Genomic DNA, 21,132 nt, shown 5'->3' with positions numbered 1-21,132 from the left:
CGGAGGTGAACCATGTCTCACATTATCAGTGGGCTGCTATGGAATACAGTTCTAGCGGGCGGTCTGGCCATCGTGATCTTCCTCGCGCAGCAAACTCGGTACCTGCGACTCCGGCCACATGTATGCCATGCTTTGTGGCTGCTGGTGTTGGTTAAGCTCATAAGTCCAACGTTTGTTGCAGTTCCCGTGTCTATCGGTGTAGCCCGATCCGGACAGGACCAGAATGAACAATTGGCCGTCACGGCGCCTGCGATAGGGAACTTGAATTCGGGAATCACGGGGCCGATACGATCTAATGTTCGAGGCGATGAGACGATACGCGCGCAGTCGGTGGATGTGATGCTGACTCCTCAGTTTATCGTCGGGGTGTCAGCCATCGGCAGCTTGGCGTTGTTTCTCATTAGCCTCTCCCGTGTGCGTCTAATCGGGCAACTCGTGCGACACGCCGGGCCAGCCTCGCAGTTGATTCAGAACCAAGTGGCCGTGGCGTCTCGGCAATTCGGGCTCAAGCATTTGCCGTCGGTTCGCATCGTTCATGGAACGATATCGCCATTCCTGTGGGGGACTTGGCGAGGGCCGCGAATCATCATGCCGAGCGGACTGATCTCGACGATGGAGCCCGAGAGCGTCGAACTTATCATCCAACACGAGTTGGCGCACTACGCGCGGCGAGACCATTGGACAAACTACTTCGCGACAACTCTCGCCATTTTGTTTTGGTGGAATCCGGTCGTCTGGTGGGCACGGAGGGAACTTCGGATTCAACAAGAGTGGTCCTGCGATCGGATGGTTCTCGCGCAGAACCACAGCCGACGCGTGCGATACGCGGAAACACTGCTTGCGTCAGTAGATTTCGTCGCGTCCAACGCCGCGACTTGCCCTTCCCCGGCAACGGCCTTCGGCAGTTGCAACACGCTCAAGAGGAGAGTCGAGATGATTGTTTCACAGCACTCGCTTCCATTCAAATCAAATTGGGTGTCTGTATTCCTGTTCGCATTGATTGTGCTTCCACTCGGAATAGCCAACGCCGAAGAAGAAAAGAAGGATTGGTCGGCCGAGCGCCGAGAGTATGTCGAAAGGATCGAGGAGCTCACGCAGGAGATCGAAGAGCTTCGCTACGATGAGAACGATAACTGGGCGAAGCACGTTGTCGGCCAACGAGACTATCTCAAGGGCATCCTACCCATGTTGGATGAAATTCAGAAACTAGAGCAATCGCTCGAAAAGGCCCAGGCAGGGCAAGACTTCGATCAGGCCGAACAGCTCGAAGACAAGCTCGAAGCGTTGGGGGATAAGTTCTGGCGAGCCGAACGCATTGGTGAAATGGAAGGTAGGTTGTCCGAGCTGAAGATCGAGAAGGAAGAACTCGCTGAACAAGGTGAGGACAAAGCGCGGCAGCGAGTTGAGGCATTTGTCGCGGACCAGGAGAAGCTGCTGAAGCTACTCCGAGACCTTCACAAAATCGTAGAGACCGATGATGACAAAAGGATTGAGAAGCTCGAAAAGCAGGTTGACCAACGCGAAGAATCTCTGCTGCTACGCATCGAGGAGTTCCACCTTGAACGTCACATGATCGAGGCTCGTCAGGAAGGTGAAGATGTGCGGGAATTGGAGGCCGAATTGAAGAAGGTCCGCAAATCCCTGCGAGAGCTCAATGGCGGGTCGAAGTGATCGATCAGCAACAGCCTAACCATCCTTGGACACTTCGTCGCGGTTCGGGCGGCATGCTCTTTGCCCGCTGTGGTCGCCGTGGAGCGATGTCTAGCGATCGAGCCGGACCGGATCCAAGCAGGTGTCTTTCGGAAAGAACCATGAAGCATTTACACGCATTATTGTTGACGCTGTTGTTCTTGACCGCGTCGTTTTCTGGTGTGCACGCTGAGACGATCTCATCGGCCGCCACCACGATCGTCTATCCGGTGAACGGGACTCTGAACGAGCTGCTGGCCGCGAAAGAAGTGCGGCGCTACGTCTACCTTCGCAGCGGCGAGTTACTGGAGGCAAAACCCGTCGCGTCGCTGCCCGCTTCCGGCGGCCTGATCGTCGTTGCAGCAAACGGCAGCACGCTGCTGAAGTCGCTGCGCGACCCGATCGGGTACGAACCCAAGGAAGGGCAGACGCTGCTGAAGTCGGTCGCCGCGGATGGTCGCAACGTCCTGGTCGTCTCCGGCGCCGATGCGGACGGCACGCTATTGGCCGCTTACCGCTACGCCGAAAAGATAGGCGTCGGCTTCGACCTCGCCGGGGACGCGATCCCCGACGCCCGGGCCGAGCTCTCGTTGTCCGGCTTCGACGAGGTGGGGCGGCCACTCTTTGAGACGCGCGGCATTCAGCCCTTCCACGACTTCTTTCAAGGTCCCGACTTTTGGAACACACGCGACTACAAGTCAGTGATCTCGCAACTGCCAAAGCTGGGAATGAACTTCATCGGCCTCAAGACCTACCCGCAATACTCGATCTACGAGGAACGCGTGGAAGAATCTGGCCCGACGGGGCCCGAGCTGACGGTCTGGATCGGCCTGCCCGGAGACGTGAACCCCGACGGCACCGTGAAGTGGTCTTACCCCGCCTACTTCGCCCACACGAAGCGGCCCAACCGGATCTGGGGCTCCGCGACGCTCGACACCGACCGGTTCAGCTCTCCGGCGCGGCACATCTTCGACCGCAACGACTACGGCCCCGACGTGATGGGCACGCAGATTTACACCGACCTGGCAGGCCAGAACGAGGCGTTCAACAAGACGGGCGCCATGTTCAAGAACGCCTTCGCCCACGCCAAGCGGCTGGGCGTGAAGACCGCCATCGGCACGGAGCTGCCGATGGGTGTCGAGAAGAAGGGCGCCGAGGCCGAGGCCGACTGGGTGCGTGGCATCCCGCCGGCGCTTCAGGCGCACCTGAAGGAGCAGGGGCTCGACCCTAAAGACCCCAAGGTCGTCAAGGATATCTACAAGGGTATCTTCACTCGCATTACGAAGACCCACGACCTCGACTACTACTGGCTCTGGACCTGGGAGGTGTGGCAGCACTACGACATGACTCCGGCCCAGATTGACGCGCTGAAGCAAGACATCCTCCTGGCGCGTGAGGCACTGGCGGAACTGGGCAACCCGTTCCAGATCGCCATGGCGGGCTGGAAAATCGGCAGCGCCGACAACCCCGCCGAGTTCGACGATCCTAAACTCCTGCCCTACGAGGCGCCGATCATGGGCCTCTGGGATGAGGCCGAGTCGTTCGAAGACCTCAGCCGCCAGCGCAAAAAATGGCCGTGCACCTGGTTCGAAGAAGACTGGGGCCTGGCTCAGCCGCAGCTGGACATCGGCCGCATCTGGTCCGACGCGCGCGCCGCGCTGAAGAAAGGCGGCCACGGCCTGATCGCCAAGCATTGGCGCACTCGGATCCTAAGCCCCAACGCCGGGGCGATGCGTGACCTGACTTGGGCCTACGGGACGACGTCGGCGCCGCCCCAGCGCATCATCCCCAAGGACAAGAACAGTTGGTGGGGCGATTACTACAAGCGGTGGGCGATCACCCAGTTCGGCCCCGACGCTGGGCCCGAAGCCGGGGCGATCTTCGCTTCCCTCGACAAGTGCGGGATCAACAAACGCGGTGGTCTGCCAGGCATCAACCACTGGGAGACGGAAAGCGAAGTCGACGGCTCCTCGCCCGCGGCGATCCGTCCCAACGAGGAGGAGTCTTGGGAGACGGCCAAAAAGGACTACGCGTTTGTGGAAAAGCTCGAGGCCCTCCGGCCGATGGTTGTCGGTAAGGGAAACCAAGAGCGGTTCGACTATTTTTTGAAGACGTTTCAGGTGATGCGGCTGATGGGCGAGTTCGGCGTCGTTCGCCATCAGTTCGAGCTCTCCATGCGTGAGGATTGGTACGCCCAGGCGCTGGCCGCCCGCACGAAGATGGCGAGGCTCTTCGAAAAAATGATGCGGCTACATCTCGAGAAGGCGACGAACGCCAGCGACTTGGGTGAGATCGTCAACCTCGAGATCCTCAACTGGCACCAGCTGTTGGTGTTGAAGTGGGACAAGCAACTCGAGCAGGGGCTGGGCAAGCCAATCCCCGACAGCGCCAACCCGTCGACCGTTTACGACGGGGCACCGCTGATCCGTGTACTCGGCACTGAGACGCAGATCAACAAAGGCCAGCCGCTGGAGTTGAGCCTGATCGTGTTGGGTACCGGCGACACGCCGCCGGTCTTGAAGGTCCGACCGTTAGGGCGCGGCGCGTGGCAGGACGTTCCCGTGGACCACAAGGCGCGCTGCGTTTACTCGGCTGTGATCCCCCCGCAGTCCGACGACTTCGAGTACTACCTCGAATCGGGCGACACCAAGTTCCCGGTTACCGCTGGCTCGGCTTCGCCGAACTACCAGACCGTGGTGGTGGCGGGCGAGGCCGAGTAGCGGCCGGCATGCATCTAACGGTGGCATGCACGGACCTGCCCCTCTTTTACCCCCGGGGAAATCCGGCCGCTGAGACCCGAAGCAAGGGAGACGCGTGATGCCCCATTCCAATCCGCTTACTGGATTGGCTGTGCCGAATATTATCGCCGCACTTATCTGCGGCAGCCTCGCTATTTCTGTCGACGTTCCCTGGCAGTTCAAACGGATGTCGAAATCGCGCCGTCTTTGAATCTCATCTTCCGTAGATCATTGTTTCGACACCGTTTAGCGAGTTCAAATCCCGTCGCCACTTTCAAGAGACTCGGTCGGTGCATCTCCCAGCTCGGCGATCGGTGTCCATCGACGGGTCGCGCGGCGGGTTCATAACTACAGAGGATGGATTCACCGACGCGAGTTACGGTCGAATGCAAGCTGCCGAAGTTGATGCAACCTCTGTCGAAAGTCAAGCAGCGCAAGTCGCGCCGGGCATGCACACCGACTGCAGTTAAGAAACTTCGATCAGAGATAGTGACTACACAGCTCCTCATTGAAAACAGCGTCGATGCCTTCATTCTGTTTGAGCTCAACCGTCGCGGCTTGAAGCCCTCGCCCGCCGCATCACGGCGAATCCTCATGCGACGACTCTCCCTGAACTTTCTCGGCCGTCCGCCCACTTCGGACGGCATGGTTCAAGCCGACCCTCAATTCTCTGTTTTCAGAGGGTTGTCGTAAATGGACCGCATTTTCCAGCCTTTCACCTCCCTCACCAGAATGGCACTTTCCCCGCAGAACAGAAAAACTCCCAGGTTTTTCGGGTCGTACTTGCAGGGGGCGAGAGCCGCCTGTCGGTCGTTGGCGAAGACCTCGATAATGTTCTTGTCGAGGAAGATTCGCAGATCGAGATTCTCTGCAGCTTTCAACTCGAAGGGCACTCGCGTTTCGCCCAGGCTCATGGATTTCTTTCCGGGCTCGATGGTGATGGGAAAGCCATGCTTGCCTTTCTGGTCACAGTAAAGGCGGACCCCGAATTGCTGCGCGGCCCCGGGTTGGACAACGACCCGGATCTCAAGGACATCGCCAGAGATTTCCCGGAGCCGGTAGGACGTGCCACTTTCCAGCTTCAGATTGGATTCGCTCCTCTCGTCGAAGCGCAAGGTCTCCAGTTCGCGGAGCGGTCGGATGCGCAGGACGCCGTCCTTGGGAAGGCTGAGTTCGCGGGGAAGAGATTGAACGCTGCTCTGGATGGGGACGCCCTTGAGCCGTTCTTTCACGCGCGACCAGGCCCACATGACGCGGCGGCCATCCGGCGTGAGGACGCTCTCGGGAGCGAATACATCCACATCTTCATGACCCTTGTCGAACTCGCTGAACCAGTTCATGAGGCCGTGGGATTCCGGCACATACTTTTCATCCTTGAAGTGGCCCAGGTAATAGCGGCAACCGAGCCAGTGACTCAGGCAGAGCAGCATCGACTTGTCGCCGAGGCGGAACATGTTGGGACAGGAGATGTCCTCGTTGCGAGGCACGCCGACGTCCGGTATCTCGTCGTGCAGCAGGCGGCCGAGATACTCCCATTTCTTCAGGTCGGAGGATTTCATGAGATGAGGATCTCTTCCGCCGGACACGGCATAGTAGGTCTTCCCGTCGAGCCAGCAGTCGGGGTCCCAGTGGCGCATTTCCGGAATCGCTCCGGATTTTGTTTTCGGATCGACGGGCACGGGCTTGGACCATTTTTCCAGGAGATCGTCCTCGGCGTAGGCGATTTGATTCCTTCCTGACCCCTGGCCGTGATAGATGATGGCGGGCTTTCCATCTCTGGTCAGAAATCCGGTGCCGCTGAGCATTTGGTGGCCCATGTTGGCAGGCGTGAGGGTGGTGGGATGCCACTTCCAGTGAACCATGTCCGTGCTGGAGACATGGGCATAGGAGGCGCCACCTTTATCTTCGATGATGTAGTGAAAGTGATACCGGCCTTTCCAGAAGAAGATGCAATTAGGATCGCCCGGAGCGGTTTTGGCCGGATGGGCGAGATGGTAGGTGAGCCAGCTTGCAGGCGGCTTTGCCGGCATCGCCGGGGTGTCCGGCGCTGGGGTTGGGGGAGGCGCTGGTTTCGCCGCCTTGGGAGCTGATGCTGCGGGAGGCTCTGGATTCGTCGCCTCGTTCGCTTTCTCAATGTTAGCGTCCGGCAACATGCGTCCACGCCACTTTTTGAAATGGCCAGGGATGCCGCTGGCGGCGGTGTATTCCCACAACGAGGTATTCATCTGGCGCAGGGCGAGCACCGAGAGCACTTCGCCCTGGATCCAGCCCGTTTCCATGCTGTAGAGACTCCAGCCGATATCGGCATCGCTGCCCCAGTATTCCCAGCGCCGGTAGTCAAAGCCGCGAAACCAGCCGCCGTCGAACTGGGGCAGGGAATCACTCTTCACCTGCACGCGGCAAAAGAAGCGCACCAGTTTGTTCTCGGCGTCGCGGTAGAACGCCTCACCGGTTGCGGCCGCGGCTTCGTGCAGACCAGCGAGGGCGAAGTTGGCCGTGTAGAAGAGGTCGGTGTTGGGGTCTCCGTTGGCTTGAATGAGAGTGGTTTCGCCCGTGCCATATGCCTCGTTGCTGGCAGGACCCCGTTTGATCTTGGTGAGAATGGCACCGGAAGCGTCCATGTCGCGGGTAAGATCGGTAGCCACTCTCCGCAACCACTCACGATGCTTGGGGGTGTCGTCAAGGCGGACCAGCCATGCCAGTGGCAGCAGCATGCGGGCACGTTCCTGGTTGAACTGATCGTTGGTCGCCGACCAGCCCTGCGGGTAGGCCTCCATCATCCGCGCGATTGCTTTGGTCGCCCGCTCCCGGAGCAGGGGAAATCCCGTGGCACGCGCGGCCCAGAGAAAACAAGCCTGCACGTAGGCCTGGTAATGCGGTGCGAGGTGCTCGTGATCGCCGAGGAAGCTTCCTTCCCATCCATTCCGCGCCAGCGAGGGAACATCCAGATGGGTCACCATAAATCCCTTTTTTCCTGTCAGGCGCATCATCGCGAGCAGTTGCTGGGCGAGGCGTTCGTCGTAGTGTTGGGAGCGCAGGGCGGTGGCGGCGCGAAGGAGGCCGAGCCATGCCCGCGCGTTGTCATCGCCCCAAACTTGATCGAATCCGTTCGCGCCGCCGTAGTAGCGAGGCACGTCGTTCCACCCGCAAAGTCCGAAGGCGGGATGCTTTGGATCTGCAAACACGCCATTGTAGAGAACGGACTTGCCGGTCAGCCAATCGGCGAGGTTTGATCCTGTGCGGGAAAACTCCGGTTGCTGGAGGACCGAGCCGGCCAGCGCCAGCGCTCCCGCCGATTCGCCGTGATTGTCGGCACGCCGCCACCAGAGCACCGCCTGCGATCCATCGTGATAGATATTCGAGCGGAAGCCCTCCAGCAGACCTAGGCTGCCGTCGCCGCTGGCGGCATTGCGCCCCGGTCCTGGTCCGGCACGATGGCCGTCCGGCCAGTCGGCAGTGGGCGGTCCGGTATTGGCCGGGCGGTCATAGAACGCCTGCCATGAGGGATGCACCAAGAGGCCCGATTTGCGATACCATTCGGCACCGCGCCGAAGAGCGCTGCGCTCCGCATCCGCCGGCAATGCCGCATCGCGCGCGTAGGAGGGCCGCAGTGGTGGCGTCCAGCGCAGTGCCGGGAGATCGGCGTCGGGCTGAGCCCACTTCAAGATGATGCGCCACACCGGTTCCCAAGCATCCAGTGGCGCGTAGCGCGCGGTTACAAACTGGCTGAGTTTCGTCGTCGCCACCAGCACCTCGCCAGCCGGATGCTCGAAAAGAATCGGGTGGACGTTTTCGTTCGGGAGCCCGTAGATCGCCTGGTCATAACCGGCGACCCGCGCCACGACGAGGTGCGGATTCCGCGCTTCGGCCGGCAGGTAATGGCAGCCGTGGATCATGAGGATGCGCGACTTCTTCAAGGCATCGCCAAAGGCATCGCTGGCCACCACGGTGCGCTCCAGAACATTGCCCCAACGGCCGGTCTTCAGGGTTTGCGGCGTGCCGCATTTCTGGTCCGGGAGGAACGAAGGGTACTCCACATAGAGGCGAATTTTCTTCGCCCGGGCCTCTTTAAAAAGCGCGGGAGTCAGAGGCGTGGTCTTTTCCGGATAGGCATCGGCCAGGACCAACACTCCGTCGCCGGTTGCCGCACTGGCCACCGCAACTGCAGCGCTGTCAAAACGCGCTGCTGTCACCCCGGATGCTTTCAACACCTGTACGAGATCGTTGTCCGCAGCTGCCGCGATGACCCAGGCTGCCGGCGCGGGTTCGGCGCTTACAAGCCACACCATCACACCGGTGGCCATCAGGAAAAATTGTCGGCATTTCAGCGCGATCGGCGAGCGGATTGGCTGGGATTCATGCATAAGATTATGTTCAGCCCCAACAACCGTCACGAAGAGCTTTTCTTTTTGAGCTGATTGCTAGGAAATCGCTTTTCTGCCCCCGGCGTCCCCCGGTGCCTGTCGGGCACAGGGTTGGAGGGGGTGCATCTCCGCCGCGGCGAGCGTCTCCGAAAGGGCCTCGCGGATCGGCAGTGAGTCCTCGATACCTAAAGCAGTTTACGGAATCCAGTGGATGTCGTCGCTTCGATCGGTTAGTGATCTGAGGGTATTATATCCTCTGCGAACATCCGTGGACCACATTGACAATATAGGCGAAGCAACTGAAGCGTGCCAAAACGTCAGCATTGTTTTCATTCGGCTTTTCCACATGGCCTTACCCCCAAAACCGACGATATCAGCGGTGTTAAATCTCAATGAGGCGTCGACCCAAGTGCTTCTGTGATAGCGATTAAGGGGCCAGGCATACCGCGGACGCCTCGCCCAAAAAGTTCAATAGGCGTCTTGTCACCTCGACTTGAAATCAAAACAGCTCGTCGCGTTCAATTGCGCCGAGCTGTTTCTCGTTTGTCACCAGTGAGTTACGGAATCCATGAAGCCAAACACTGTCGGTTCAAACGGGTGATACATTTCGGGTCACGCAAAAGGACAACTGCTGTAACCTGCTGTCACATAGAAAGTTACCGAGTTCAAATTCAGTCGCCACTTTCGGTGTCCGTCAGCTTGGTTCGAGTCCTGATCGGGGAGCCGTAGAGGACTCGAACCAAATGGAGCTTCGGTTAACAGTCACGCAGCGTCGAACATTGACTGCATAATCTTGGCTGGCCAGCCGTCGAATTCATCCTGAAAAAGTTCTAACCGTGTCTGGTTGCCCCGACTGCCTGCTGTAAGATCAAATCCCGTCGATGGTTGCAGCTTCGACTGTTGACGGGATTTGAACTTTACTTGGCCACGTTGATCGTATCTCGCGTCGAACGTGAGGCTCGTTAGTAAGACTGGATGCCGTTTGAACGTACTCCGCCTCGATCTTTCGCACTGTCCAAATGGCAGAGGTCTTTTTCACCGACGCGAGTTGGAATTCAACGCAACACGCCGAAGTTGATGCAAGGGATGCGATTTTGACCAATGCACCCGCATTTCATTTTCGCCGGAAAGGTAGATTCGTGGTGGCCAATTCATGAAACGCTATCCCATCCTCATCGTCCTCATGATATCCGGGTTCGCTTCTTCGCGTCTTGGCGCGGAGGTGCGCCGCCCGATTAATGTTCTGCACATCATCAGCGATGATCTGCGACCGGCGCTGGGCTGTTATGACGATCCCGTCGCGAAGACGCCCGCGATTGATCGACTCGCGGCGAAAGGCGTTCAGTTTGACCGCGCGTATGTGCAGTATCCGATTTGCGGGCCATCGCGTGCATCGTTTCTTTCCGGCCTGCGTCCGCAAACCACGGACTATTTTGGTTGGGGAATTCCGCCCGGCGTCACACTCATGCCGACGTGGTTTCGAAAGAACGGTTACTTCACCGCTCAGTTCGGCAAGGTCTTTCATCAGACTCATATTCTCGGTCGATCGGAGTCGAGCATCCGAGTCCAGGCTCCACCCGGCGCGTGGGATGTGGCCGAGCTTTGCGCAACGAAAGACGATCCGTGCGGATACGGTTATCTCTATTCCGTGGCGCTCCGCAAGAAAGATTCGCGAGCGGCCCGGCATGTTCTCGCACGAGGCAGCTTGCGACCCGAGGGATTCAAAGGCGGCTGGTTTTGGCAAGAGTGGGCCGAAACCGATTTGCCTGATGAACGAACAACCGACGGCATCGTGGTCCGCCGCGCGGCTGAAGCCATCGAGCAAGCAGTCCGCGAAGGAAAGCCGTTCTACGTCGCGGCTGGCCTTCGACGCCCTCACCAAGTCCTCGCCGCGCCGCAGCGATACTTTGACCTCTACCCACTCGAATCGATTCCGAAGCCACCGCGGGAACCGATTGAGCATCTGAAAAAAGTGCCCCCGCTCGCTCTCAATTTTGACAAGTCACACGCCTACAAAATCTACAGCGACGAGGACCGACGCCAACTCTGGCGAGCTTACTATGCGAATATTTCGTTCGTCGATGCGCAGGTTGGCCACTTGCTGAAGACGCTCGATCGGCTCGACCTATGGAAAAACACCATTGTCGTTTTCCACAGCGACCACGGCTGGCAACTTGGTGAACATGGCGGAATTGGAAACAAGGACGTCCTCTTTAACGAATCCACGCACACGCCATTGATCATCGCCGCGTCTGGCTTTGGCGTCTCCGGTGTCAACTGCCCGCATCCCGTCGAACTCGTCGACTTGTTCCCGACGCTGGCCGGCCTTTGTGGACTTGAGCCGCCCGCGAAACTCGACGGCGTCAATCTGCAAGCCTCATTGAAAAACCCACGAGGCCCCGCGCCACGAGCCGGCGCAATTTCCGTCGTCAAACGAAATGTGAACGGCCGGATCGGCAAAGGCTTCAGCGGCCGCCCCATGACACTTGAAAAAGACGCGGGCCTCGCACGCCGAATTCTCGGCCGGTCTGTCCGCACAGAAAGATGGTGCTATGTGGAGTGGGACGACGGCAATTTGGGTGTCGAGCTATATGATCAGAAGAACGACCCACGCGAGTTGAACAATCTGGCTCATGTCGCGGAGTTGAAAGCAACGCGAGCAAAGTTGAAAAGCCTGCTTCGCCAGCTTGATCCCACGGTGGCGAAGCCGCATTAGCAGCGGGCCGCTAAAGCTGAGCAGGCGGATCACCGGGTTTGGGAGGTTGGCCAGGGTTGTTTACGTCGAAATTCGCCCGCTGATTGACTGCATTTGATTTAAACGACCTCGCCTCCACCGACATGGTGTTGCTCGGCAGAGTTGACCTTAATGAGATTCAATTCGTGCGTGTCACCGACATACCCAGACCAGCAAACAGCGGCATCAAGCGGAAATCCTAGTCGGTTTTCGCTTTTCTTTTTGGGGGACTGACTTCTAGGCTGTGCTGCATGCTGCGGCAACTTTCTGCGTCGCTTTGGCGAAATCCTCATCCGTGGGTCGTCGGGAGAACTTTGTAGCGATCGCTTCAATGTGACCCACTCAGGCTGCCACGACGTGCTGGGGGGGGCTCCTTGTTCCAGTCGATTGCTGGATTGCTCCCAAGGTTCTGGAAGGGGCAAGGATACTGATTTGACCAAATCGTTGACAAAATAAAAGAACCATGACACGTTTTGAGTCGATGGTATTGTGATTGGTTTCGTAACAGAGTTGGCCTGAGTTGGTGGTTTGACATCGCGAACCACGTTGACGAACGTTTGTTGGTATTCTTCCCGACAATGAAGTAGGGGGCTCCCTGTTACTCTGATCTTTTTACAGAAAATTTTTTTTTTGGTTTTGGGGGAAATCATGAGGGAAATACAAACACTAAATCACCACGCCGGCGAGTGCCCGGGCCGAGTCACATTTCCTGTCGCTCAGGGGGGCACTTTGACGAGATCTGGCATACACGCAGTGGCGATGGTTGCGATGTTTTGCGTTGCGCAAGTCGCTCACGGTTCGATAACACTCCTGGATTTCGAAAACAGCACCGTGATGTCAACGCTTGCCCAGGATGGTACGGGCGAAATCCGCTGGGCTGACATCGTCACGGTCGACGACGTATCGGTCGATCTCGTTGCGAAGGTCTCGGGGTCGTTGACAGACTACAATTCGTACAATCTAAGTGGAAACGGCAAGAATGGTTCGGGTAAATTTGGCAGATTGAATCTGGCAAACGACCACAGTGCAGAGTTTACTTTTGCGCTTGTTGATGCCCTTAACGCCGATGCACCAGTAGCTACCAGCTTTTTATTCTCCGTCATGGACATCGATTCCGGACCAGACATTACTTCTGGTGACCCTCGCGGCGAAATTGAAAGCGTTCACCTTATCGACCCGGATTTTGGTTTCAGCTACACGGTTTCTGCCTCGACCGAGCTGATTATCAACTCGCCTATTGAAAATACGCCACGGCAAGCATGGTGGCCGCATCCTCCGTTCGGTCCTTCGAGTCCGCTCTTCACTGCCGGCACTCCGGGAACCGGTGCCGACAATCCCAGCGATCCGCTGGTCCTGACGAACCAGCAAGAAGACAGGACGGTGCTGTTCAATTTCACGGATACTGATTCCTTCAAGTTGAGATTCAGTATTGGAGAGACCATCGTCCCTGACGGCACGGAACCTTCGGGCCGCAATTTCCTTTTTTTTCGGGAACGCGATATTTGATCAGGATACGACGACCGTTCCCGAACCCGCCTCGGTGATCTCGTGGACGTTGTTAGGCGTCGTCGGCTGTATCGCTACGTGGTGGAAGCGTCGTCGCAAGGCAGGTTGATCAGCAGATCTATCTCGTAGGTGATCAAGGGAGCCTTTGCTAAGGCTCTCTTTCTTCCCAGAGATCAGCTGAGTCGAGGGTTTCCTCCACACACGACCGGAATTCATGCAAGACAAGATTGGATCGCCGCTTTCGATTGTGCGGTGGTGTGCCTACGGAGGAGTGATACGGCGATTGTCAGAAAAAAAATGGCACGAAGGTTACGCGTGACAGCTCCAAGAGGAAGTATTTCGACCGTTTGATTTTCGATTTCGAAGTATGTGTTAGCCTCGTAGTTCGTTTAACGGCAACTGGGGGTGTGATACAACTGGGGGGATTTCGTATGTCTGCGCGCCAATCTCGAACTATTGGTTCTTCTGGCCATGATGGGATCAGCCGGAAGAAATTGCACATGATCTGGCAATTCTGCAGGTTTCTGGTGGTTTCTGTCGTTGGGGTTGGCTTCAGTGCCAGTAACCCATCGGTTCAAGCGGATCTCATCCTTGACGAGTTTGGGATGGAAGCGCTGGTCGATTTTCAAGACTATGCGGGAGCCGGATTGGAACCCGGTGGGGCGAACGGCAGGCTGGATTCTGACAGCTGGACGGTGTTTCTGGGTTCCGATGGAGAGACGCAAGAGACTGCACTTGGTGCTTCCGTGGGAGCTGGTTTATTCGGACGCGGCATTTCTAGTGGCGGCTTATCAGAGGCTGGCACTTACGCTTTTGAAACGGGTGACGGTAATCGAGCGCTGGGTTTTCAGATGGGTGGAATCGAATTCTCAAACTCGGTCCTTTCGCTGCGAATACGTAATGAGACTGACGAGATTGTCGATCAACTGCGAGTGACCTATGACGTATGGGTCTTGAATGACAGTGATGGTACCGATTACTTCGATCTCGAGTTTTCTGACGGAACCAACTGGTTCGATCCTGTTTTATTTGAAACAGCAGCAGAGGCTGATGATCCAGCTGAATGGAAGAAATACGAACAGGAATATGACCTGTTCCTGCCAAAGTTTAGCCCTTATACGGAAGGGTTTATCGATGCACTCAATCCAGGAGATGATCTGTTGATTCAGTGGTCGATTGGCGGCAGTTATGAAGAGCCAAATGGCTATGACAAAGTCGCATTGGACAACGTTCGGGTGACGGCAGTTCCCGAGCCAGCAAGCCTGAGCCTCTTGTTGATCGTTCTTGCGTTTGGATTTGCTTCGAGGAGAAAACGGGATGGGAGCTGATTTTTTCGCATACTGATCATTCAAGTTGATCTCAGCGGAGCTTCCAAGGTTCTGTACAGGCTTTGGCCATGTCGTCACGCCAGCAAGGTCCAAGTCATGGGACGTTATGGTCATAACGCCTCAGAGGGTTTCGAGTTCATCAAGAACGGCAAGGAACTGCTGGTCCAGCATGAACCCGCAAAAGGTGGAAAGGGTCCGTGCATCTTCTTGGAAATGGAGGGCCACAAGACTGACAAAAAAGCATCCAAGGCAGAAAAAGCAGCGCACAAGGAAGCCTGGAAAAAAAGAATATGACTGGCGAAGGGAAGACGTTCAACCAAGCCTTACACGATTTTGTTATCAGCGATGACAATCACGGACAGTACGGCCAGCTCATTACAGAACGGGCCGCTGAGAATTTCTCCCAAGGATGGTTAATCGTAATGGAAAAGGCGAGCATTCGGCCGAGGTTGCAAGGCATAGTCAACAGATTCAAACCGGGGGCAGCGCCGGACTTACCGACGAACTCGTGGTTCAGGAGAACCACGATTCAGGATGTGCTGGACAAGTTAAATAAGAAGTGTCACTTTCCTTCTTGTAAAAGAGTCAACTTCCACAAGTTACCGAACGCCATGATAGCCATGTACGTCTACGGAATTATTGAACATCTAAGGCAAAGCCCCGACTTCTTCGGGACGAACACGGGACCTCCCCTCAAAGGGGACGCGGATCCTTACTACGCTTTGGAACTGGTTGCCAAAAAATTCGAGAGTGATGGACAAACGCACATCGAGGAGACTTATCTCGAGAACAGGATGAAACCAATGGACATCGATCGTTCTTTCTGTACTTTCTTCGGGTCGTCGTGACTCACAAGCGACGAGTGTGGTGACCGAGGGGCAGAGACGCTTGATTGTGAAACGCTTGTTTCATCGATCAACCGCGTCGCCTTCGTTGTGTTAAAAGAGCCATCGCACCGAGCAGCAGGAAGACAGACGAGGGTTCAGGTGCCGCAACAGCTGCAGCCTCTGCTTCATACTGACCTGCTTGAAACGCAATCACGAAATCCGAAGCATCGAAATCTCCGTCGCTATTCCAGTCACCGGTCGTCCAGTACGAGTTCCCCACGATGCCGTCTTCGTACTCACCGGCCTGGAAGACTTGCACCAGGTCAGTGCTGTTGAAAAATCCGTCCGCGTTGGCATCTCCGTAACCGATGATGGTTAGCCTGTTGCAGCACTCCGAATCAAACCACTCCATCTCATCGCTGGATGCGTTGTAGAGATGTTGGTCGACAGTCAGATAGTTAAGTCGGTGAGAGCCATGAAGAAGGCGGGTAGGTTTGCCGTCAGGGAATCGCAAGCCGATTAGCGACGCATTGATCGGTGCAACCTGACTAAAAAACATCAGTAATCCGGATTCGCTCAATTCAGCGTCATTGAGAATCAAATCGTTGTGGTAGTCGATTTCTAGAACGCGGAGGCTGTTGAATTTCCCACGGCTTAAGTTGGCTTTCTCTAGTGGGTTTTTCCGCAGCACAAGAATTTCCAGATTGGTGAGCCCTTCAAAGGCTCCGTTCTCAATCGTCGTGATGTGGTTGTCGATCAGGTAGAGCGCTTGCAGATTATCGAGTCCGTCAAAGTCACCGCTTTCAAGACTCGTGATCCCGTTGCCGTTCAGGTAAAGCCACTCCAGGTTGGTGAGCCCCTGGAAGGCACCCTGCTCAAGGTTCGCGATTTGGCTTTCGTACAGGTCAAGCTTTTCCAGATTGGTGAGCCCCTGAAAGGCACCCTGCTTAAGGCTTGTGATTGGGTTGTTCCCCAGGTGAAGCGCCTGCAGGTTGGTGAGCCCCTGAAAGGCACCCGGCTCAATCCCAAAGATCTGGCTGTCGTGCAGTTGAAGCGTCTGTAAGTTGGTGAGTCCCTGGAAAGCGCCCTGCTTCAGGCTCGTGATTCGGTTGCCTGCCAGGTGAAGCAGCTGCACATTGGGGAGCCCCTGGAAGTCACCTTGCTCAAGGCTCGTGATCTGGTTGAGGTGTAGGTAAAGCTCTTGCAGGTTGGTGAGCCCCTGGAAGGTACCCTGCTCAAGGCTCGCGATTCGGTTGTCGTGCAGGTCAAGCAGCTCCAGGTTGGTGAGCCCCTGGAAGGCAGCAGTCTCAAGGCTTTTGATTTGGTTGTCTTGCAGGTGAAGCGCCTGCAGATTGGTGAGCCCTTGGAAGGCTCCACTCCCGAGGTTTCTGATTGGGTTATCCTGCAGGTAAAGCGTCTGGAGATTGGTAAGTCCCTGAAAGGCTCCCTGCTCAAGGTTTTCGAGCCGAGTGGCCTTCAGGTAAAGTTTCCGCAGGTTGGTGAGTCCCTGGAAGTCATCTTGCTTAAGACTTGTGATCCGGTTGCGCGACAGGTCAAGCCACTGCAGGTTGGTGAGCCCCTGGAAGGTACGCTGCTCAAGGCTTGTGAGCTCGTTGTCGTACAGTTCAAGCTTCCGCAGGTTGGTGAGCCTCAGGAAGGCACGCTGCTCAAGGCTTATGATCTCATTTTCGTACAAGTAAAGCTCTTGCAGGTTGGTGAGCCCCTCAAAGTCACCGCTTTCGATGTTTGTGATTAGGTTGTCGTGCAGGTAAAGCGTCTGCAGGTTGGTGAGCCCCTGGAAGTCACCTTGCTCAAGGCTCGTGATTTGGTTACTCCATAGGTCAAGCCTCCGCAGGTTTTCGAACTGGTTGAGGCCGTCTAAGTCCTGAATACTCTCCAGGGCGTAATCCCCCTTATCTCCGGAAATATGAAACCCAGCCACATCCATTAGATCCAGCAGTCCATCGCCGTCGGTATCTGTTTGAGCTGCGACAGGTGACAAGCGTACGAGGAGTACGGCTAAGATCAGAACTATTTGAGCTAGTTTCATGGCAATCCCTGGAGACCCAGTAATTCAAAGGGCGAGGGTCTGATGCTAACTTCCCAACAGAACGGATTCAATAGACAGCAGATTGGAAGGACGGGTGGCTTGAAGCGAGAAAAGGGGACGGGAGCCGATTTTGTCGCATGCGAGGCAGGATCGCTAAACTCCCTGAGCCAGTCCGGTTAGCAACGGTTCGCATCATTTCATTGACGCCAGCGACCGACCGCGATTTACGAGTCGACTATTCGTTGCTTCTAATCCGCTTGTGCTCGAACCACAGCGCTTGTTCAACTGCGTTGATGGCACCGTCGCCAACTGGTAGGATTTTGGCACTCATTGGCAAGGTCCAGCCAGTTCGCAAGCTCTTAACCGTCCATGCAATCCTCTGATTACAATCGTTTCGAATCTCTGCTGTTGCCAGCCATTGTGGCTCAATCCATGATTATTGGCGGAGGCTACTCGACGGGCCGTGAAATCGTTCAATACACAGGAAGATTCGGTCCCCGAGCTTGGGTCGGCGTCGTCATTATTCTGGTCTTGTTCTGTGGTCTTTCCGCGCTTGCCTTTGAACTTGCAAGGATTGGCAAAGCATACGACTACAAAAGTTGGATTCGATTACTAATTGGGCCGTTGTGGCCCCTGTTCGACTTGCTGATCCTGGTCGCCATGCTGTTGACCATTGCGGTCATGTCGGCGGGAATGGGCAGTGTGTTGGAAAGCACGACCGGCTTACCCTATGCCGTCGGGCTGGGTATCGTTTTTGTTGCCGTCGGACTGCTGGCTTGGAAGGGTACGCAATTCATCGAGCGTTTCAAGACCTTCGGCAGTGTCATTCTCTACTTGGCATATATCTCCTATTCCGCGCTCATCCTGTTGAGTGGTGCCGGTGACTCAGCAACGACAGCCGAGGTCGAGCCGAGCAGCATGGGAACCATCGTCGTGTCAGCAATCCAATATGTGGGCTACAACGTCGGAGTCTTTCCCCTTGTTCTGTTCTGCCTTTATCGGCAACGTAGTCGGCGACAAACCATGTTGTCGGGCCTGTTTGCCGGACTCCTCATGACCGTTCCTTTGGCTCTCACATTTTTGTGCTTGATGAGGTTCTGGCCTGACAAGGCGGTCATCGATGCGGATGTTCCCTGGTTACCGATGCTGGAAGCAGCCGCGGGCCGGTTTTCGGATTACTGGATTTTTGCCTTTGGGATTGTCGCCGGTTGGACATTGCTGGAAACGGCTGTGGGATCCATCCATGGCCTGATCGACCGCATCGAGCAGAATATCGGAGACCTACCCGTTCGTTTGCGTCCTAAATCTGGCAAGTTCCTCCCGTGGCACCGTGCTGCCTTGTCCGTCAGCATTCTTCTTTTGGCAACCCTTTTGGCAAATTTCGGTATCGTCGCATTGGTCGCTCAAGGCTATGGCGCCCTGGCCTGGGGATTTATCGTGCTACTGGCAATTCCCCTGCTGACGGTTGGCGTCAAACGGATCTTCTTCGAAAAGCAGGAAAGGGGACGGGAGCCGATTTTGCCGCAAGCCAGGCAGGACAGCTAAACTGCCTGAGCCAATCCAAGTGGCATCAATTCCCATCATTTAATTGATGCCAGCTACCCACCGCGATTGATGAGCCAGCGATCGGTCCATTTTTCTCAGTCGCGAGTCAGGCCATTGGAGTGCGGGAAATACTGAATGGGTTCCGGGAACGAAGCGAGAGCTTGTTGTAGCTCGGCGGATGGATTGCCGAATGTTTTGAATCCGGTCAGGGTCGACAAGTCCCAAAGCGGTCCAAGAAAGTCACTCACGTTTTTCAGGTGGACGATGAATGCATCCGAGTCCTTGAAAGTTTCAAGCAAGTGACACTCGCGACCATCTTCGCTGATATACCATTCATAGACCAATGCGTTGGGTTCTTTCGCATCGGTATTTTGGATCATTTTGTTGATTAACGCTTTGAAATCATCAAGCATTCCTTCCTTGATGGAAATCTCCACATCAGTTCGAATATAGTTAGACATATCCTATTTCTCTTTCTCTTGTGGGAAATGAATCCGTTGATCTACTGAAGACGGAGCGGTTTCACTTTAATCAACGGCGGTACTAGATGCTCCTGCTTCGCTACTTGGCGAATCGTCTTTTCGTCTCCGCTTATCTCGATGATTTCGTGATCGTTCTTGGGTATCGATGGTCGCGCCAAAAGAATCTCAAAGGAGTTATCGCCTTGATGCAAAAGGGAGGGCCGTCACGTGGTCCAGTCTCAAGAAACTCACTCTTTGCCCAAGCTGAGATCGAAGTAGCATAGATTCTCAATATCAAGATTGCAAACTCGGCCGCCGAATACTTGTAGGTCGGACCGGATTAGGAGGAGGGGGGGGTGTTTTGGCTGAGGTACTCCTCGAGCAAAGCACGTATTTCGGGTGCCATGATGTAGAGACCGATGACGTTAGGCAGCGCTACGATGAAGATCAGTGTATCGGAGAGGCTCAGGACCGCATCGAGTTCGAGCAGGCAGCCCAACACGATAAAGAAACAGAAGACGATTTGAAAGCCACGTACCGCGACGGGATGCTCGCCAACGAGATAGGTCCATCCCTTGAGACCGTAATAAGACCAACTGATTATCGTCGTGAAGGCGAAAAGCAATGCGGCGATCGCGACGACAAGCGGCGATCCAGTGATCGTGCTTCCGAAGGCGGCCGATGTGATTTCGACTCCTTCTAGACCGCGGTCTGCCAGTCCAGGTTCGTAGATCGTGGTCAAGATTACTAGGGCCGTGACGGTACAGATCACCACGGTGTCGATGAACGGTTCGAGTAGGGCGACCAAGCCTTCGGTCGCTGGATGGTGGGTGCGCACTGCGGAGTGGGCGATCGCCGCCGAGCCGAGCCCCGCTTCGTTGGAGAAGGCGGCGCGTTGGAAACCGATGATCATCGCACCTACCACACCGCCGCTGATGCCTTCGGGAGAGAAGGCGCCGCGCACGATGGCGGCTAACGCTCCCGGTAGGGCGGGCGCATTGAGAGCGATGATCGCGAGGCCGCCCAATAGATAGAGTGCGGCCATCGCCGGGACCAGACGTTCGGCGACGCGAGCAATGCTTCGGATGCCTCCCAGAATCACCAGTGCCACCGCGAGTGCCAGCAGGATTCCGAAAAGTCCCGCTTGGTCTTCGAAGAAGCTCGCATCTCCTCCGGTCACGACGACAAATTGCTGATAGGCTTGGTTGGACTGAAACATATTGCCGATCCCCAGGCAGCCGAAGACCATCGCCAGGGCGTAGAAACTGCCCAGTCCCCGTCCCAGACCGTGGTAGCCACGAAGAGCCAGACCGCGTGAAAGCGAATACATGGGCCCGCCCGAAACGCTGCCGTCTTCGTTTTCGGAACGGTAACGCACGCTGAGCACGCACTCCGCGCATTTCGTGGCCATCCCCAGCAAGCCAGCGACGATCATCCAAAAGGTCGCCCCGGGACCGCCCACCGAGAGCGCGATGGCTACACCGCCGATATTACCGATGCCAACTGTACCCGAGATCGCGGTCGATAGTGCTGCATAGGGACTTATTTCACCTTTTTGCGTATCTTGCTTTCCCTTGCCTCCGACGATCCGCAACCCCTCGGCGAAGCCGCGGAAATTGATGCCACCCAGATAGAACGTAAAGAAAAGACCGGCTGCGATGAGCCAGAGTACGATTAGGGGTACGCGGGCGCCGCCGATTTCCAACGCAAAGAAGACGACCGCGGCAAGTCTCTCTGCGATCGGCCCCAATGCATCATCTACCCATTGATCCAGGTCCACGTCTGCTCCTTATCTCCTGCGGTCAGTGAATAACAAACTACGGCCAACCCCGGGTGCGACCCGCATGGTCCGCTGGGCTGCGATCAAAATTTTCGACGATTTGACAACCC

General features: G+C 56.3%; 13 protein-coding genes. 9 read left to right on the top strand and 4 right to left on the bottom strand.

Annotation, left to right across the window (positions count from 1 at the left end; all coding sequences use genetic code 11):
* Window positions 1-12 precede the first annotated feature (12 nt).
* The 3 genes from P8N76_08250 to P8N76_08240 all read left to right on the top strand — a co-directional run bounded on the left by P8N76_08250 (window position 13) and on the right by P8N76_08240 (window position 4,638).
* Window positions 13-1,671 (top strand): M56 family metallopeptidase, encoded by a 1,659-nt coding sequence (locus P8N76_08250; protein ID MDG2381652.1) that lies wholly within the window; start codon window positions 13-15, stop codon window positions 1,669-1,671.
* 140 nt (window positions 1,672-1,811) lie between these two features.
* Window positions 1,812-4,409 carry a hypothetical protein gene (locus tag P8N76_08245; GenBank protein MDG2381651.1) on the top strand — a complete coding sequence of 866 codons (2,598 nt, stop codon included), beginning with the start codon at window positions 1,812-1,814 and terminating at the stop codon, window positions 4,407-4,409.
* A gap of 97 nt (window positions 4,410-4,506) precedes the next feature.
* A complete protein-coding gene (locus P8N76_08240; GenBank protein ID MDG2381650.1) occupies window positions 4,507-4,638 on the top strand; it encodes a hypothetical protein in 132 nt (43 codons plus the stop codon).
* Between the two features lie 451 nt (window positions 4,639-5,089).
* Here P8N76_08240 and P8N76_08235 read toward each other — a convergent pair whose 3' ends face one another.
* A complete protein-coding gene (locus tag P8N76_08235) occupies window positions 5,090-8,791 on the bottom strand; it encodes a glycoside hydrolase family 32 protein (protein ID MDG2381649.1) in 3,702 nt (1,233 codons plus the stop codon).
* 1,153 nt (window positions 8,792-9,944) lie between these two features.
* Here P8N76_08235 and P8N76_08230 point away from each other — a divergent pair.
* The 5 genes from P8N76_08230 to P8N76_08210 all read left to right on the top strand — a co-directional run bounded on the left by P8N76_08230 (window position 9,945) and on the right by P8N76_08210 (window position 15,207).
* Window positions 9,945-11,507 (top strand): sulfatase, encoded by a 1,563-nt coding sequence (locus tag P8N76_08230; GenBank protein ID MDG2381648.1) that lies wholly within the window; start codon window positions 9,945-9,947, stop codon window positions 11,505-11,507.
* A gap of 786 nt (window positions 11,508-12,293) precedes the next feature.
* Window positions 12,294-13,031 (top strand): hypothetical protein, encoded by a 738-nt coding sequence (locus tag P8N76_08225; protein ID MDG2381647.1) that lies wholly within the window; start codon window positions 12,294-12,296, stop codon window positions 13,029-13,031.
* 500 nt (window positions 13,032-13,531) lie between these two features.
* Window positions 13,532-14,359 (top strand): PEP-CTERM sorting domain-containing protein, encoded by an 828-nt coding sequence (locus P8N76_08220; GenBank protein MDG2381646.1) that lies wholly within the window; start codon window positions 13,532-13,534, stop codon window positions 14,357-14,359.
* A 96-nt stretch (window positions 14,360-14,455) separates the two neighbouring features.
* Window positions 14,456-14,653 (top strand): hypothetical protein, encoded by a 198-nt coding sequence (locus tag P8N76_08215; GenBank protein ID MDG2381645.1) that lies wholly within the window; start codon window positions 14,456-14,458, stop codon window positions 14,651-14,653.
* Window positions 14,650-15,207 carry a hypothetical protein gene (locus P8N76_08210; protein ID MDG2381644.1) on the top strand — a complete coding sequence of 186 codons (558 nt, stop codon included), beginning with the start codon at window positions 14,650-14,652 and terminating at the stop codon, window positions 15,205-15,207. The genes P8N76_08215 and P8N76_08210 overlap by 4 nt, the downstream gene beginning before the upstream one ends.
* Before the next feature lie 67 nt (window positions 15,208-15,274).
* Here the strand turns inward: P8N76_08210 and P8N76_08205 are convergent, their stop codons facing one another.
* Window positions 15,275-17,236 carry a leucine-rich repeat protein gene (locus P8N76_08205; GenBank protein ID MDG2381643.1) on the bottom strand — a complete coding sequence of 654 codons (1,962 nt, stop codon included), beginning with the start codon at window positions 17,234-17,236 and terminating at the stop codon, window positions 15,275-15,277.
* Window positions 17,237-17,605: 369 nt separating this feature from the next.
* Here P8N76_08205 and P8N76_08200 point away from each other — a divergent pair, with 369 nt between their 5' ends.
* On the top strand, window positions 17,606-18,781 hold the full coding sequence (locus P8N76_08200; GenBank protein MDG2381642.1) for a hypothetical protein: 1,176 nt from the start codon (window positions 17,606-17,608) through the stop codon (window positions 18,779-18,781).
* A 95-nt stretch (window positions 18,782-18,876) separates the two neighbouring features.
* Here the strand turns inward: P8N76_08200 and P8N76_08195 are convergent, their stop codons facing one another.
* Together P8N76_08195 and P8N76_08190 are read right to left on the bottom strand one after the other, a co-directional pair.
* A complete protein-coding gene (locus P8N76_08195; protein MDG2381641.1) occupies window positions 18,877-19,242 on the bottom strand; it encodes a hypothetical protein in 366 nt (121 codons plus the stop codon).
* A 340-nt stretch (window positions 19,243-19,582) separates the two neighbouring features.
* On the bottom strand, window positions 19,583-21,022 hold the full coding sequence (locus tag P8N76_08190) for an alanine/glycine:cation symporter family protein (protein MDG2381640.1): 1,440 nt from the start codon (window positions 21,020-21,022) through the stop codon (window positions 19,583-19,585).
* Between the last annotated feature and the right edge of the window lie 110 nt (window positions 21,023-21,132).

The organism is Pirellulaceae bacterium, assembly GCA_029243025.1.
Taxonomy (GTDB): Bacteria; Planctomycetota; Planctomycetia; order Pirellulales; family Pirellulaceae.
Note: the sequence above shows the minus strand (reverse complement) of the source record. Positions and strands in the feature narration are given on the sequence as shown.

Bases quoted from the DNA above. Each gene is read 5' to 3' on its own strand.
- P8N76_08200 (MDG2381642.1), top strand. From the start codon at position 17,606: ATGCAATCCTCTGATTACAATCGTTTCGAATCTCTGCTGTTGCCAGCC.
- P8N76_08245 (MDG2381651.1), top strand. From the start codon at position 1,812: ATGAAGCATTTACACGCATTATTGTTGACGCTGTTGTTCTTGACCGCG.
- P8N76_08240 (MDG2381650.1), top strand. From the start codon at position 4,507: ATGCCCCATTCCAATCCGCTTACTGGATTGGCTGTGCCGAATATTATC.
- P8N76_08220 (MDG2381646.1), top strand. From the start codon at position 13,532: ATGATCTGGCAATTCTGCAGGTTTCTGGTGGTTTCTGTCGTTGGGGTT.
- P8N76_08215 (MDG2381645.1), top strand. From the start codon at position 14,456: ATGGGACGTTATGGTCATAACGCCTCAGAGGGTTTCGAGTTCATCAAG.
- P8N76_08210 (MDG2381644.1), top strand. From the start codon at position 14,650: ATGACTGGCGAAGGGAAGACGTTCAACCAAGCCTTACACGATTTTGTT.
- P8N76_08250 (MDG2381652.1), top strand. From the start codon at position 13: ATGTCTCACATTATCAGTGGGCTGCTATGGAATACAGTTCTAGCGGGC.
- P8N76_08205 (MDG2381643.1), bottom strand. From the start codon at position 17,236: ATGAAACTAGCTCAAATAGTTCTGATCTTAGCCGTACTCCTCGTACGC.
- P8N76_08230 (MDG2381648.1), top strand. From the start codon at position 9,945: ATGAAACGCTATCCCATCCTCATCGTCCTCATGATATCCGGGTTCGCT.
- P8N76_08225 (MDG2381647.1), top strand. From the start codon at position 12,294: ATGTTTTGCGTTGCGCAAGTCGCTCACGGTTCGATAACACTCCTGGAT.
- P8N76_08195 (MDG2381641.1), bottom strand. From the start codon at position 19,242: ATGTCTAACTATATTCGAACTGATGTGGAGATTTCCATCAAGGAAGGA.
- P8N76_08235 (MDG2381649.1), bottom strand. From the start codon at position 8,791: ATGCATGAATCCCAGCCAATCCGCTCGCCGATCGCGCTGAAATGCCGA.